Here is a 13,465-nt window from a genome sequence, read left to right on the forward strand (position 1 = left end):
CCGCACCGCGCAGCGGGCGCCGTTCGCAAACGCGTTACGACTTCCGGATCGTCCGATAGTCGATGTGCTGGTGGAACCAGTAGACGTAGTTCTCCACGTTCTGCTGCATCGCGACGTCGCCGAAGAGCTGCGCAAGCGGGATGCGGGGAATGTCGGCCATCACGATGGCCACCATCTTGCTCAGCGTCTCCTTGTAGACCGCGTCGTCCGTCGCGAACCGGGCCGTCTCGATCAACTCGTCGAGCGCGGGGTTCACGTAATTGCAGGTGTTGAACACCGAGTTGTTGCCTCCGTGATAGGTCCAGAAGAAATGGTATTCCGGATAGTCGAGCCACGGATAGAACTCGGCGATGACGAACGGCATGGTCTTCGAAGCCATGTTGGCGAACCAGTTGGCGCCAGGCACCTTCTCTATGGTCAGCTTCACGCCGATCTTGGCGAGGGATTCCTGAACGAGGAGCGCGATGGGCTCCCGCGTCGTCGCCTGGCTGAGGTCGAAGGACAGGGTCGTCTCGAACCCTTCGGGGAAGCCCGCCTCCGTCAGCAGCGCCTTCGCCTTTTCGAGATCTGTGGAGAAGGGCGAGGGCGTGGGCCAGGTCGGCGGGAAGTCCGTGGTCCCCGCCGGCGCGCCGAACATGGGCAGGCCGCGCTGATAGAGTGCGCTCGACATGATCTCCTCGTAGGGAATGGCGTAGGCGATCGCCTGCCGGACCTTGAGGTTGTCGAAGGGCGCCATCTGCACGTTCATGTCCATGAAGAGCAGATCGCCCTGAACCGGCGTGCCGATGACCTTGATCTCGCCGGCCGCGGCCATTTCCGCGTAGTCCTTCGGCGGAAGGCCGACGGAGATGTCCACGTCGCCCTTCTCAAGCAGCGCGCGGCGGGTGCCGGGCGAGGCGATCTGGCGGAAGACGACGCGCTTCATCTGCGGCAGCTCGCCGGATTTCCAGTCATCGAAGCGGGAGAGCACGAGCTGGTCTCCCGGCTTCCAGCTCGCGACGGAGAAGGCGCCGCCGCCGGCGTCGTTCCGCTGGCTCCATTCGAGGCCCCATGGGTCCGCCGCGGTCGCATGCTGCATCACCAGCGCCTTGTTCACGATGCAGGGCACCGGCACGGCGAGATCGGGGAGGCTGAGCTTGTTGGGCTTTTCGAAGGTTATCTTGAAGGTGTGGTCGTCGATGACGGAGAACTGCTCCGCGAATTCAAGGGAGCCGGCGGCCATCTGGATCGCCGGAAAGCCGCCCGCAGCGATCGCCCGCTCGAAGGACCAGCGCACATCCTCCGCGGTGACGGGGGCGCCGTCATGGAAGGTCGCGTCCTTCCTGAGGTTGAAGATCATCGTCTTGCCGCCGTCCAGCACCTCCCAGCTTTCTGCGAGCTCGGGCGTGAAGACGGTCGAGTCGTAGCCGAGGGCGCCGTTGGGCATCGTCTTGACGCCGTGGCTCACGAGCCGGTCATAGACGCTCCACGCCACCATCCGGGCCTGATCGTTGGCGGAGGGGAGCATCGTGTCGAGCGAGTTCGGCCCCATCTCGTTGACGAGGACGAGCGTATCCTTCGGCGTGGCGGCGAAGGCTGGGCGCCATCCGAAAGCGGCGGCGGAGGCGACGCCCCCGAAGAGGCCGAGGGCGGCGCGGCGATCGAGTTCAATCATGCGGGAGACCTTTCTGTCGGAGTGTCGTTTCTTGGTTGCGGGTCGTTCTAGAGCCCAAGGTCGCGGACAAGCGGCGGCCAGACATTCGCCCAGGGCCGCGCGGCTTCGAACGCGGCGGAGACGCGGAGCACCATCGCGTCGTCGAGGTGCCGGCCGATGATCTGGAGGCCGACCGGCAACCCGTCCTTCGTGAACCCTGCGGGGATCGAGGCGGCGGGCTGGCCGGTCAGGTTCAGCGGGAAGGTGAAGGAGAGCCAGCGCCCGCTGTCCACCATCCGCCCCTCGATCATCTCCGGCCCCTGCATGTGGACCGGGAACGGGGGGACGGCGAGCGTCGGCGTCAGCAGGACGTCGTAGTTCTGCATGAAACGCCACATCTTGTTGACGACGGCCTTGCGAACCGTCTTGGCGTCTGTGAACTCCGCTCCGGTCCATTCCTTCTGGATGAGCGCCACGAGATGCGGGGAGACGTCCGCCTCCCGGCCCGCGATCATCTTGCGCATCCCCGTGAGGTCGGATTCGGCGGCGACCAGCGTCCAGAAATGCGGGCCGGGATCTTCCCAGCCCGGATGCGCCTCCTCGACATGGCAGCCAAGGTCCTGCTCGAAGGCCTTCACGGCCTCGCCGACGACGCGCCGCACCTCCGGGTCGACCGGCGCATAGCCCCAGTCGGAGGAATAGGCGACGCGGAGGCCCTTCAGAGAGCCCGGCTTCGCGGCTTCGTTCCAGTCGAATTCCGGGCCGGGGATCGAGTAGCGGTCCCGCATGTCGGGGCCGGCGGCGATGACGCTGAGCATCAGGGCGGAATCCGCGACCGTACGGCTCATCGGTCCGATATGCTCGAGCGATTCCCAGCTCGACACGCCAGGGTATCGCTCGTCCCGGCAGCCGGGATAGAGCGGGACGCGGCCCATCGAGGCCTTCATGCCGTAGAGGCCGGAATGGGCGGAGGGGATGCGGATCGACCCGCCGCCGTCCGACCCGATAGCGAAGGGGGAGACGCCGCTCGCCACAGAGGCCCCCGAGCCGGCGGAGGAGCCCCCCGGCGTGAGGGCGAGGTTCCACGGGTTGCGCGTGGTCATGCCGAGCGGGTTGTGGCCGACGCCGGAATAGCCGAACTCCGGCACATTGGTCTTGCCGAGAATGACGGCGCCGGCGGCCTTCAGCCGCTCCACGACGATGTCGTCCTCCTCCGGCGCCCAGCCCTCGTAGAGCTTCGAGCCCATCGCGGTGACGATTCCCTTCGTCGCGACGAGGTCCTTTATCCCGATGGGCGCGCCCGCGAGCGGGCCCGGATCCTCCCCCGCCGCGACCTTCGCGTCGACAGCGGCGGCGGCGGCGCGGGCGACCTCCGGAGTCGGCACGGAGAAGGCGTGGATATGCGGCTCAAGAGCCTCCATCCGGCGCAGCGCCGCCTCCGTCACATCCGCGGCGGAAATCGCCTTCGACTTCACCTTCGCCGCGATCTCGCCGGCGGAAAGCCGTGCGATTGCGTTGTCCGAGTCAGACATGCTCTCTTTCCTTCTCTTGGGAGGGCGCAGGCCCAGCAAAATGGCAGGCGGCCCGGTGGTCCGTCCCGACAAGGGCGAGCGCGGGCTGCCGTTCCGCGCAGAGCGGCGCGGCCATGTGGCAGCGGTTCTCGAACCGGCAGCGGTTCGGGTCAGGGTCGATCGGAGATGTCGGGCTCCCTGCAAGGCGCGCGGGCGGCGGGCCGCGCCGCGTCGGGTCCGGGATCGCGGCGAGGAGCGAGCGCGTGTAGGGATGCTGCGGGCGGGCGAAGACCTCGGCCGAAGGTCCGGTCTCCACGACCTTTCCGAGATACATGACCACAACCCGCTCGCAGAGCAGGCGCACGACGTTGAGATCGTGCGAGACGAAGAGATAGCTCATGTTGAGCCGGTCCCGAAGGTCGGCCAGGAGCCGCAGGATCACGGCCTGCACCGAGACGTCGAGCGCCGAGGTCGGCTCGTCGAGGATCAGGAGTTCCGGCTCCACCGCGATCGCGCGGGCGATGCCGACGCGCGCTTTCTGGCCGCCGGAAAGCTGATGCGGATAGCGCCCGACTAGCTCGTCCGGCAGGCCGACATGATCGAGCGCGCGGCGAACGCGCGCCTCGACATCCTTCGCGGTCCTGAGCCCCGAGAGCCGGCGGACGGGATCTGCAACGGCGTCGAAGACCTTGAAATGGGGGTTGAGGCTCTCCGTCGGGTCCTGGAACACCATCTGGATCCTGGCCCGCTCCGGCGCACGGACGAAGCGGCGAAGCGGGATCGCGCCGATATCGACGCCGCCGAACCGGATCTCGCCCTCCGTCGGCTCGATCAGCCGGCCGAGGACGCGGGCGAGAGTGGACTTTCCGCAGCCCGACTCTCCGACGAGCCCGACGCTCTCGCCCCGTCCGATCTCGAGGTCCACGCCATCCACTGCGTGAAGCAGTCCGCGCTTGCGGCCGGTTCCGACGACGAAGCGCCTGGCCAGCCCGCTCGCCTCGAGCAGAGCCGTCACGTCGGCCTCCAGCAACGAACCGTATGCCCGTCGCCGACATCGGCGAGAGGCAAGGGCCTTTCACCGCAAACCGGCTCCCGGAGCGCACACCGCCCCTCGAAACGGCAAAATGGCAAATCGGAGCGCCGGAGGTCCGGCAAGGCGCCCGGGATCGACGCGAGCCCCTCGATGGACCCTGCCGAGGCCGGCGTGGCCGCGACGAGTTGTCGTGTGTAGGAATGCGCGGCTCCGCCCAGGAGCGCCCGGGCGGGCCCCGTCTCGACGACATGACCTGCATGCATCACGACGACCCTGTCGCAATACTCGCCGGCGAGGCCGAGGTCGTGGGTGATGAGCACGGCGCCCATCCGCGTCTCCGCGACGATCTCCGCAATAAGGTCCATCACGACCGCTTGCGTGGTGACGTCCAGCCCGGTCGTCGGCTCGTCCGCGATCAGCAGCATCGGCTTGCAGGCAAGCGCCATGGCGATCATCACGCGCTGGCACATCCCCCCGGAAAGCTCGAACGGATAAGCGTCGTAGCGGCGTTCCGGGTCCGGGATGCGGACGCGCCGGAGCGCCTCGATCGCGCGCTCTTTCGCGTCGCCTCGCGTCACCGGACCGTGCCGGACGAGCACATCCGCGATCTGCACGCCGACCTTTCGGATCGGATTGAGAGCCGTCCGCGGGCTCTGGAAGATCATCGACATCTCACGGCCGCGCAGCGCGCCGAGCGCGCTGCGCCCGTCCTTCATCAGGTCTATTCCGGAGAGCGAGACGGAGCCCGAACGGATCACCGCCGTCTCGTCAAGGAGCCCCATCACGGCGAAGGCGGTGACCGACTTGCCTGAGCCGCTCTCCCCGACGACGCCCACGATCTCCCCCTTCGCGACGGAGAAGCTCACGTCCTCGAGCGCCTTGACGGCGCCCTGCCGGGTTCGGAAGTCGAGCGTGAGCCCGTCCACCTCCAAGAGTCGCGCGGCGCTCAAGTCCGCCTCCGCGGATCGATAAGGTCCCTGAGGCCGTCGCCCAGCAGGTTGAAGCAGAAGACCGCCAGGACGAGCGCCATTCCGGGAAAGAAGAAGGTCCACCACTCGCCGGAGAAGATGTAGGCCGCGCCTTCCGAGACCATGATCCCCCATTCCGCGTCCGGCGGCCGGACGCCGAGCCCGATGAAGGAGAGGCCGGCTGCGTTGAGGATCGCCCAGCCCATGTTGAGCGAGGCCTGCACCATCATCGGCGGCAATATGTTCGGAACGATATGCGCCCAGAGGATGCGAACGGCGCCGTTTCCGCCCATCCGCGCAGCCTCGACATAGGCGGAGTTGCGCAGAACGCTCACCTCGGCGCGCGCGAACCGCCCGTAGAACGGCAGGTTGATGACGATTGTGGCGATGATGATGTTGACGACGCTGTTGCCGAGGGCGGCGACGATGCTCATGGCGAGCACGAAGAGCGGAAACGCCATGATGGTGTCGAAGAACCGGCCGATCACCAGATCGACCCAGCCGCCGAGATAGCCGGCCGCGGCGCCCAGTGCAGTGCCGATCAGCAGCGACGCGACGACGGCAGTGAGCGCCATTCCGAGGTCGAGCCGCGCGGCGACGATCACCCGGCTGAAGATGTCGCGGCCGAGATGGTCCGTCCCGAAAGGATGCGCGAGGGAGGGCGGGATCATCCGCATGTCCGCGTTTGTCGCCAGCGGGTCATAGGGCGCGAGCGCCGGGCCGAAGACGGCGCAGAGAAGAAGCAGCGCGAAGAGCCCGGCGGCCGCAGCCGTCAGGGGGTTCGAGCCGAAGGCGTAGCGCAGGTCGCGCGCGAGGGTTGCGCCGCTCATGGCCGCGTCACCCCTCCATCCGGGCGCGCGGGTCGATCAGCCCGGACAGGATGTCGACCGCGAGGTTGAGCAGGATGTAGAGAACGGCCATCAGTAGCACGAAGCCCTGAACCGCCGCGTAATCCGAGGCGATCACCGCCGAGACGCCGTACGAGCCGACGCCGGGCCAGCCGAATACCTGCTCCACCAGCACGTTGGAGCCGAGAAGGAACGAGAAGACCATGCCCATCACGTTCGCGATGGAGAGGAGCGCGTTCCGAAATGCATAGGTGAAGATGACCGTGTAGCGCGTGAGCCCATAGGCTCTCGCGGTCCGGATGAAGTCTGTTCCGAGGGCGGTGAGCATGGCAGCGCGGGTCATCCGCGCGATCGGCGCGAGCGCGAAGAGACCGAGCGTGACCGCAGGCATCACCAGTTGCGAGAGCGCGCCGCGGAAAGCCTCTACGTCGCCGGAAACCAGTGTGTCGACAAGGTAGAACCCGGTGACGCGCTCAGGGGCGATGAAATAGATCTCGTCCAGCCGTCCGAGCGGCTGCGGCGCCCAGTCGAGCAGGAAGTAGAAGACATAGACCATCAGCAGCCCGACAAAGAAGGTCGGAAACGCTGCGCCGACAGTCACAAGCACGCGGCACAGATGGTCTATCAGCGAATTCGGCCGCAGCGCCGCGATGACCCCGAGCGGCACGGCGACCGCAACTGCGAGCAAAAGGGCGACGAACGTCAGTTCGAGCGACGCCGGGAGCCGCTGGATCAGGTCCTGAAGCACCGGCTGACCTGAGGTGAGTGACGTCCCGAGGCTGCCGCTTGCGATGTCCGCCACATAGATCCACAGCTGCTCCGGCCAGCTCTTGTCCAGTCCGAGCGTCTCCCGAAGCTGCTGCACGGATTCGGCGTTCGCAGCCGGGCCGGCGAAGAACACGGCGGGGTCCCCCGGCAGGGCGCGGGAAAGGATGAACGTCGCGATCAGGACGCCGACGAGCCCGGGCAAGGCTGCGGCCACGCGACGAAGGATCAGGCCTGCAATCATCGTGCTATCGGCTCCTCAAGGACTCCGTCCGCGGGCGTCGACGATTGAGGCGCCCTGGACGCGAGGATGGGCGGCAAAGGCGCCCGGCGAAGCGATTTTCGCTGCGGCGCACCAAGACTGCGCCGCTTTGCACCTTGGGGAGGCGCCAAGCGCGGAATGTGATTAATATTCATGTCGTTTTATTTTAAATCACGTACGTCTGTCGTCTGCTCAAGGCGGCCTCACGGGAATCAGGCACGATTGACTCGACAGGGAAGTGCGAGATAGCGGCGGCACAATCGGGACAGCGCACAGAAACGCGGTAGGCATGATCGGCATACCGAGCGGTTAGGAGAGGACATGCCGCAACACACTACGGAGACGCATGATCTTCGCGGCGACCTTGAGATCGGCGCCCGCCTCCGCCAAGCGCGCGAACTCGCTGGCCTTCGCATTCGCGACCTCGCACAGAAAGTGGGATGTGCGGAGAGCATGGTCTCCAAGATCGAGAGCGGGAAAGTCACTCCTTCAATTGTCATGCTTGCCAGGCTTGTCGCCGCGTTGGGGCGCGACCTCGCGTCGTTCTTCGGATCAAAGCTCGACACGCCCGGACTCGTGCAGCGAGCCAACGAGCGCCCGATCCTCTTGACCGACGCAATCCGGGGCGGAGCAGGTGTCAGCTATGAGCGCCTTGTCCCGTTCGCGGCGGGCAACCTGCTCGAAGCCAACATCCATCGTGTCGAACCGGGCGGACAGAAGCAGGATAAAGTCACCCACCACGGTGAAACACTTGGCTACATTGTCGAAGGGGAGATCGAGCTCACGATCGAGACGACGACCTATCGCTTGAGCAAGGGTGACTCGTTCTTCTTCAAGAACCACCTGACCAGCAGCTATCGCAACGTTGGCGATGAGAGGGCGCTAATCTTCTGGGTGAACACGCCGCAGGTGCACTGAACTGAGACCTCACTTGCCGCCAAACACTTCGCCCTCCCTCAAGGAATGCCGCCGAGCCACTGATCCCGCCCCGCTTGAGCGGGCGCCCCTTGCAGGTTTCCGAGCCGAGAGAGGAGTGTTCGACGGAGAGCAGGAAGCGGCGTCATTTCCCTGATGCGTTCAAGCCGGAGGCGGTGGAGCGCGCCCGGGCGGGCGGCCTGACGATCATCCGGGCGGCCGAGGAGCGCGGGCTGCAAGAGACGGTCCTGCAGCGGGCCGAACACGAGCTGCCCGACAGCGAAGGCGACGATTGCGAACTGGACCGTCGCGGGGCTCGCGCGAAAGACGTCGGCGAGGATCGACAACGCGGGAACGAGAAGACCGGTCAAGACCGCGTCGAGGGCCGGGCAGAGGACGAGCGTCGCGCATGTGAGCGCGCGGAGCCTGACCCGGTATCGCGATGCGCCCTTCGGCGCGAGGCGCGGTCAGCTGCGACCCCGCGCGATGGCGGCCTCGACAAGCCCGCGGACTTCCACCTCGCTCGCGGCGCGCGGGTTCGTTCGGGCGGCGGCGTCCTGCATCGCCTTTCCGGCGATGCGCGCGGCGCAGTCCGCCGGAACGCCGATTTCCCCGAGGGAGCGGGGAATGCCGATCTCGTCTAGCAGCGACTCGACGCTGGCGATGAATCCGTCGACCGAGCGGCCCGGCAGGGACATGGCCTCGGCCATGCGCGCAGTCTTCTCCTCCATCCCCGGCAGGTTGAAACGGAGCACGGCGGGCAGCAGGATTGCGTTGGTCAGGCCGTGATGCGTGTCGAACTCGGCCCCGACCATGTGCGAGATCGCATGGACGAGGCCGAGGCCCTTCAGGAAGGCGATGCCGGCGAGGCACGAGCCCATCAACATGCCCCCGCGCGCGGTCATGTTCGCCGGCTCGCGCACGGCGACCGGAAGCCATGCCGCGATGAGGCCGAGGGCTTCGAGCGCCGCGGCGTCGCAGAGCGGGTGATAGCCAGGAACAAGCAGGGCCTCGATCGCATGGGTCAGCGCGTCCGCCCCGGTCCAGGCCGTCAGGTTCGGCGGGAGGCCGACCGTAAGCTCCGGGTCGAGAAGGGCGAGAGACGGCCTCAGCTGCGGATGCCAGAGGCAGAACTTCATGCCCTTGCCGGCATGGGTGACCATCGCCGTGCTCTCGGTCTCCGCCCCCGTCCCCGCCGTCGTCGGGATCGTGACAAGGCGCGGGAACGCCGCGCCGGGCGGCGGGATCGGAGGGGGCCGGTCGAAGTCGAAGGCCCAGAGGTCGGTCTCGATCCCCGCGGCGAGGCAGAGCGCCTTGCCGGCGTCCATCGCGCTGCCGCCGCCGATGGCGATGACGGCGTCATGGCCGCCCGCGCGGAACGCCTCGCGCCCCGCTCCGATCTCCTCGCCGACCGGGTTGGGAGAGAAGTCGGCGAAGAGCGCCGGGCTCAGGCTCTCCCTGGTCAGAAGCTCGCACAGCCGCGCCACGAACGGCAGGCCGGCGCTGCCCCGGTCGGTGACGACCAGAGGGTTCCGCACGCCCATCTCGCCGCAGCGCGGCCCGATCTCCGCGAGCCGCCCGGGGCCGTAGGCGATGGGGACAGGGAGCGCCCAGTCCTGCGGGGAGAGAAGCGTCGCCTCGTCCGGAGCCCGGTTCCTCATGCGCGCTCCGCCTCCTCGAACCCGCGGGAGGCCGCCGCCTCGATGGCGGACCGGCGCTCCGCCGCACCAGCGTCTTCCTGAACCCGCACCGTGACCTCCCGGCTGGCGAAGCGAATGCCGGCCTCCTCGAAGGCCGCGCGGATACGATGCAGCAATTCGCGCCGGATCGGAAACTGCTTCCCGGGGATCGCCTTGAACTTGACCCGCAGGATCATGGCGCTGTCCTCCATCTGGATCACCCCTTGCGACTTCGGCGGCTCCAGCAGCCCGGCGCCGAGCGCGGCGTCCGCCATCAGCTCCTCGCCGATCCGCTTCACGAGCTTCTTCACCTTGTGCGGATCGGTGTCGAAGGTGAGCCGCAGCGGCAGCTTCATGATCACCCAGTCGCGCGAATAGTTGGTCAACGCCGAAATGTCCCCGAACGGGATCGTGTGGACGGCGCCGAGATGATGGCGGAGCTGGAGGCTGCGGACGGAGATCCGCTCCACCGTGCCCTTGACCGAGCCGAGGTCGATGTACTCGCCGCGGCGGAACGCGTCGTCGATCAGGAAGAAAACCCCGGAAACCACATCCTTGACCAGCGTCTGCGCCCCGAAGCCAATTGCGAGGCCGACGACGCCGGCGCCCGCGATCAGGGGCGCGACGTTGACGCCGAGGCTGGAGAGGCCCGCGAAGACGCAGCAGAGCGCGATAAGCGCCATCGCCGCCGTCCGCACGAGCGGAAGGAGCGTCGCGGAGCGGCTCGCGCCGAGCCCGCCCTCGCCGTCTGCGCCTTCGTCCGTCTCGCCGCGGGGCGCCTCCCTTTCGGCGCGGGCGTCGATCAGCGTGCGGATGAAATCCCACAGCGCCCAGCCGATCAGGGCGGTCACGGCGATATCGAGCGCGGCGTCGACCGCGCGCCCGGCGCCGCCGCCCGCCGCCAGAGCTTCGGGGCCGAGCCCCCAGACCGGGGCGAGGATCAGCAGGCCGGCGACCAGGAACGACGCGCGCGCGGCGCGGCCGATGGCGGCCTTGACCGCGTCGTCCATGATCCGCGTGCGGAGATGGAGGGTCAGGATGCGATGGACCGTCCAGAACCCGATGAAGATGAGCATCGTCTGGAAGATGCGCGCCGCGACGATGTCGACATCCCCGGTGATCAGCGCGCCGCCGGTGAAGAGGAGCCAGATGAGGATCAGCGCCCCGCTCATGATCCCCGCCCAGTTGCGCGTCAGGAGGCTCGCAAGACCCCGCTCCGTCGCCGGCGGCGTCAGGTCCATGGTCGCGCGGCGGACGAGCGCGACGCCGCACAGCGCCATCGCGATCCAGAGCATGCCGAGCAGCAGGCTGAAGAGGTCCGGCGTCCCCGGAGGCGCGTCGAACCGGGCCATGGTCTGCGAGGTGATCGCCTCGAACATCCAGAGGCCTGAGAGCCCGAGCGCCGTGATGTGGACGAGCCGCGTCGCCGCGTCACCGAGCGCGACGAGCCGGTATTGCGGCCAGCGGAGGGGGAACATGAAGTCGACCATCGACTTTGCAATGAGGATGGCGGCGACGACGGCGATGTAGCTTGACGCGAAGTAGCGAAGGTCAGGGCTCCGGAACCCGAGATACAGCGCCACCATGGCCGTCAGCGCGAACACGGCCACCCCGGAGAGTTCGATCGCCAGAAAGAGCGCGGCGTCGAGGATGGACCCGCGCGAGCCATAGGCGCCGGCCCCGATGTTGCGCTCCGCGATGGCTATCTGGCGCCGGGCCGCGCGCCGCCGCCAGATATGGCGCGCCGCGAAGCCCGATCCGAGGCTCAGGGCGAGAGCGAGGGCGGCGAGGCCGAGCCCGCCGGCCCCCGCCAGACGCGCGCCGACGGCGCCGAACGCCGCGCCGAGCTCCGGCCACCTCGCCAGAAGGGCGCCGGCATTCGCCGTCAGCGCGTCTCCGGCGGCGCGCAGCGTCTCCATCAGCGGGGGCGCCGCCTCCGGCGCGGCCGCGCGGCGCGCGGCGAAGTCCTCGATCAGGAAGCGGCGCACCTCCTCGTCGCTTAGCCGGCCCAGCGCCGCCTGAACATCGTCCGCCGTCATGTCCGCGCCGAGGCCGCGGGCCGCATCTTCGGCGAAGGCGTCTCGGGCGAGCGGCGCGGCGAGGAGCATCGCCGCCGCCGCGCCGAGGATGAGAGCGTGTCGGATCGTGCCGGCGAAGGTCATGCTGTGTCTCTCGTGGCTGGCGGCCGCCGGGCGGGCCCCGACCGGCGGCGCAGGGACCGGGCCGTCGTCACTCCGCCGTCAGCTGGGCGATGGCGCCGGTCCAGTCTTCGAGGTGGTAGACGTGCGTGATCTTCCCGCCCTCGACGGTCACGATGTCGATCGACATGGCCTCGAAGCTCTTGCCGGTCGCGGGGTCAACGCCGAAGAAGGGGCCCACAGGCGCGCCGCGGAAGAGGCTGCGGACGACGAAGCGCCCGTCGCCCGTCTCGATGATCTCCTGCGGCTCCCATGTCAGGTCGGGGACGACCTGCCCGAGATAGGCGATGGTGTTGAGCATGCCCTGCGCGCCCTCGCCGCCCGGGGGCGCGGGGATCGAGACGACATCGGGCGAGAAGAGCTCGTAGTAGCGCGCCTCCGTCGTCCCTGCCGGGTCGGTCAGGATGTCGGCATAGAAGGCGCGCACCGTGTCGATGTCGCCGGCGAGGGCGGGGCCGGCGAAGGCGGAGGCGGCGAACGCGAGGGCTGCAAACGATCGATTCATGGACGATGGTCCTTTCTTTGTCGGGAAGGGGTCTGGGGCGCGGGCCGCCCGCCGGTCAGGCGTCGGCTCCGCCGAGCACGCCATCGAGCTGCATTTCCTTCAGGATGGCGTCCTGCACCGCCTGGGTCCCTGCATTGATCCGGTCGACGCCCCAGGTCATGCCGACCACCGTGCGGGTCGGGCGCTTGCCGGGGGCCATGTCGGCGAGCCGGAGATAGGCGTCCACCACCCATTGCGGATCGGGGGCGCCTTCGCTCGTCAGGAGCGCGGCGAAATGCGCGCCCATCGCGGTCGGCACGCCCGCGAGATCGCCGTAGGAGGCCATGACATCCTCCCGCGCGGGCGGCTTGCCCGCGCCGAGAAGGCCGGTGCCGAAAGGGCCGGGCTCCACGATCGCGATGTCGACGCCGAAGGGCGAGACTTCGTAGCGCAGCGCCTGGGAATAGCCCTCCAGCGCATGTTTGGTGGCCGTATAGGTTCCGAAGAAGGGCGGCGAGATGCGCCCGACCAGCGACGAGGTGTTGATGATCAGCCCCGCACCCGCCGCCCGCATGCCGGGCAGCACAGACTGCATGGCGCGGACGGCTCCGAAGTAGTTGGTCTCCATCTGCTCCCGCGCCTGCGCGACGCTGAAGGCTTCGGTGAGGCCGAGATACATGACGCCGGCGTTGTTGATCAGGATGTCGACCGGGCCTCCCGCGAGGATCGCGGCGAAACCGTCCGCAACCGAGGCGTCGTCGCTCACGTCCATATCGATTACGGAGATATTGGCCGAATGCGCCTCAAGCGCGGCCTTCTTGCCGGCGTTGCGCCCCGCGGCGTCGCGCATCGTGGCCCACACGCGATCGCCCCGGTCCGCGAAGGCGCGCACGGCCCCTTCGCCGAAGCCGCTGCTCGCCCCCGTGATCGCCACCGTTCGACCGACGTTCGTTTCTGCGCTTGTCATCCCGCGATCTCCTGCTTGAATGTGGTGTTACCGACTGGTACGAATATCTGGGCGCCCCCGTCAAGAAATAAAATACCGAATGGTATAAATATGAGTGACAGTGATCCGAAACCTTCACGCGGCCGCCCGCGGACGATGGATGCCGGCGAGGTGCTGGATGTCGCCTTGACCGCATACTGGCGGGGCGACCCCGCCGACGTGT

12 protein-coding genes are annotated in these 13,465 nt (G+C 68.0%); 1 reads left to right on the forward strand and 11 read right to left on the reverse strand.

All coding sequences use genetic code 11. The features are described from left to right. Positions 1-34 precede the first annotated feature (34 nt). The 6 genes from ACE37J_RS16490 to ACE37J_RS16515 are packed head-to-tail and all read right to left on the reverse strand — an operon-like array spanning position 35 to position 7,002. Positions 35-1,654 carry an ABC transporter substrate-binding protein gene (locus ACE37J_RS16490; protein WP_409712884.1) on the reverse strand — a complete coding sequence of 540 codons (1,620 nt, stop codon included), beginning with the start codon at positions 1,652-1,654 and terminating at the stop codon, positions 35-37. Between the two features lie 47 nt (positions 1,655-1,701). After that, on the reverse strand, positions 1,702-3,165 hold the full coding sequence (locus ACE37J_RS16495) for an amidase (RefSeq protein WP_409712886.1): 1,464 nt from the start codon (positions 3,163-3,165) through the stop codon (positions 1,702-1,704). Next, positions 3,158-4,159: an ABC transporter ATP-binding protein gene (locus ACE37J_RS16500; protein WP_409712888.1), complete on the reverse strand. Its 1,002-nt coding sequence runs from the start codon at positions 4,157-4,159 to the stop codon at positions 3,158-3,160. The genes ACE37J_RS16495 and ACE37J_RS16500 overlap by 8 nt, the downstream gene beginning before the upstream one ends. Beyond that, positions 4,156-5,127 carry an ABC transporter ATP-binding protein gene (locus tag ACE37J_RS16505; RefSeq protein WP_409712890.1) on the reverse strand — a complete coding sequence of 324 codons (972 nt, stop codon included), beginning with the start codon at positions 5,125-5,127 and terminating at the stop codon, positions 4,156-4,158. The genes ACE37J_RS16500 and ACE37J_RS16505 overlap by 4 nt, the downstream gene beginning before the upstream one ends. Then, entirely contained in the window at positions 5,124-5,975 is an 852-nt protein-coding gene (locus tag ACE37J_RS16510) for an ABC transporter permease (protein ID WP_409712892.1), read from the reverse strand. Before ACE37J_RS16510 ends, ACE37J_RS16505 begins: the two co-directional genes overlap by 4 nt. A gap of 7 nt (positions 5,976-5,982) precedes the next feature. Beyond that, entirely contained in the window at positions 5,983-7,002 is a 1,020-nt protein-coding gene (locus tag ACE37J_RS16515) for an ABC transporter permease (RefSeq protein WP_409712894.1), read from the reverse strand. A 339-nt stretch (positions 7,003-7,341) separates the two neighbouring features. On the opposite strand from ACE37J_RS16515, the gene ACE37J_RS16520 reads away from it, so the two are divergent. Then, positions 7,342-7,938: a cupin domain-containing protein gene (locus tag ACE37J_RS16520; RefSeq protein WP_409712896.1), complete on the forward strand. Its 597-nt coding sequence runs from the start codon at positions 7,342-7,344 to the stop codon at positions 7,936-7,938. A 38-nt stretch (positions 7,939-7,976) separates the two neighbouring features. Here ACE37J_RS16520 and ACE37J_RS16525 read toward each other — a convergent pair whose 3' ends face one another. The 5 genes from ACE37J_RS16525 to ACE37J_RS16545 all read right to left on the reverse strand — a co-directional run bounded on the left by ACE37J_RS16525 (position 7,977) and on the right by ACE37J_RS16545 (position 13,263). Next, positions 7,977-8,306: a hypothetical protein gene (locus ACE37J_RS16525; protein ID WP_409712898.1), complete on the reverse strand. Its 330-nt coding sequence runs from the start codon at positions 8,304-8,306 to the stop codon at positions 7,977-7,979. 96 nt (positions 8,307-8,402) lie between these two features. After that, on the reverse strand, positions 8,403-9,596 hold the full coding sequence (locus tag ACE37J_RS16530) for an iron-containing alcohol dehydrogenase (RefSeq protein WP_409712900.1): 1,194 nt from the start codon (positions 9,594-9,596) through the stop codon (positions 8,403-8,405). Further along, entirely contained in the window at positions 9,593-11,776 is a 2,184-nt protein-coding gene (locus ACE37J_RS16535; RefSeq protein ID WP_409712902.1) for a mechanosensitive ion channel domain-containing protein, read from the reverse strand. The genes ACE37J_RS16530 and ACE37J_RS16535 overlap by 4 nt, the downstream gene beginning before the upstream one ends. Positions 11,777-11,843: 67 nt before the next feature. Beyond that, positions 11,844-12,317 (reverse strand): ester cyclase, encoded by a 474-nt coding sequence (locus ACE37J_RS16540; protein ID WP_409712904.1) that lies wholly within the window; start codon positions 12,315-12,317, stop codon positions 11,844-11,846. 55 nt (positions 12,318-12,372) lie between these two features. Then, complete coding sequence (locus ACE37J_RS16545; protein ID WP_409712906.1) at positions 12,373-13,263, reverse strand: SDR family oxidoreductase; 891 nt, start codon at positions 13,261-13,263, stop codon at positions 12,373-12,375. Positions 13,264-13,465 lie beyond the last annotated feature (202 nt).

This window comes from Pikeienuella sp., from assembly GCF_046290545.1.
Taxonomy (GTDB): Bacteria; Pseudomonadota; Alphaproteobacteria; order Rhodobacterales; family Rhodobacteraceae; genus Pikeienuella.

Coding starts and splice junctions, on each gene's coding strand:
- ACE37J_RS16535 (WP_409712902.1), bottom strand. CDS start 11,776: ATGACCTTCGCCGGCACGATCCGACACGCTCTCATCCTCGGCGCGGCG.
- ACE37J_RS16495 (WP_409712886.1), bottom strand. CDS start 3,165: ATGTCTGACTCGGACAACGCAATCGCACGGCTTTCCGCCGGCGAGATC.
- ACE37J_RS16490 (WP_409712884.1), bottom strand. CDS start 1,654: ATGATTGAACTCGATCGCCGCGCCGCCCTCGGCCTCTTCGGGGGCGTC.
- ACE37J_RS16540 (WP_409712904.1), bottom strand. CDS start 12,317: ATGAATCGATCGTTTGCAGCCCTCGCGTTCGCCGCCTCCGCCTTCGCC.
- ACE37J_RS16515 (WP_409712894.1), bottom strand. CDS start 7,002: ATGATTGCAGGCCTGATCCTTCGTCGCGTGGCCGCAGCCTTGCCCGGG.
- ACE37J_RS16520 (WP_409712896.1), top strand. CDS start 7,342: ATGCCGCAACACACTACGGAGACGCATGATCTTCGCGGCGACCTTGAG.
- ACE37J_RS16530 (WP_409712900.1), bottom strand. CDS start 9,596: ATGAGGAACCGGGCTCCGGACGAGGCGACGCTTCTCTCCCCGCAGGAC.
- ACE37J_RS16545 (WP_409712906.1), bottom strand. CDS start 13,263: ATGACAAGCGCAGAAACGAACGTCGGTCGAACGGTGGCGATCACGGGG.
- ACE37J_RS16510 (WP_409712892.1), bottom strand. CDS start 5,975: ATGAGCGGCGCAACCCTCGCGCGCGACCTGCGCTACGCCTTCGGCTCG.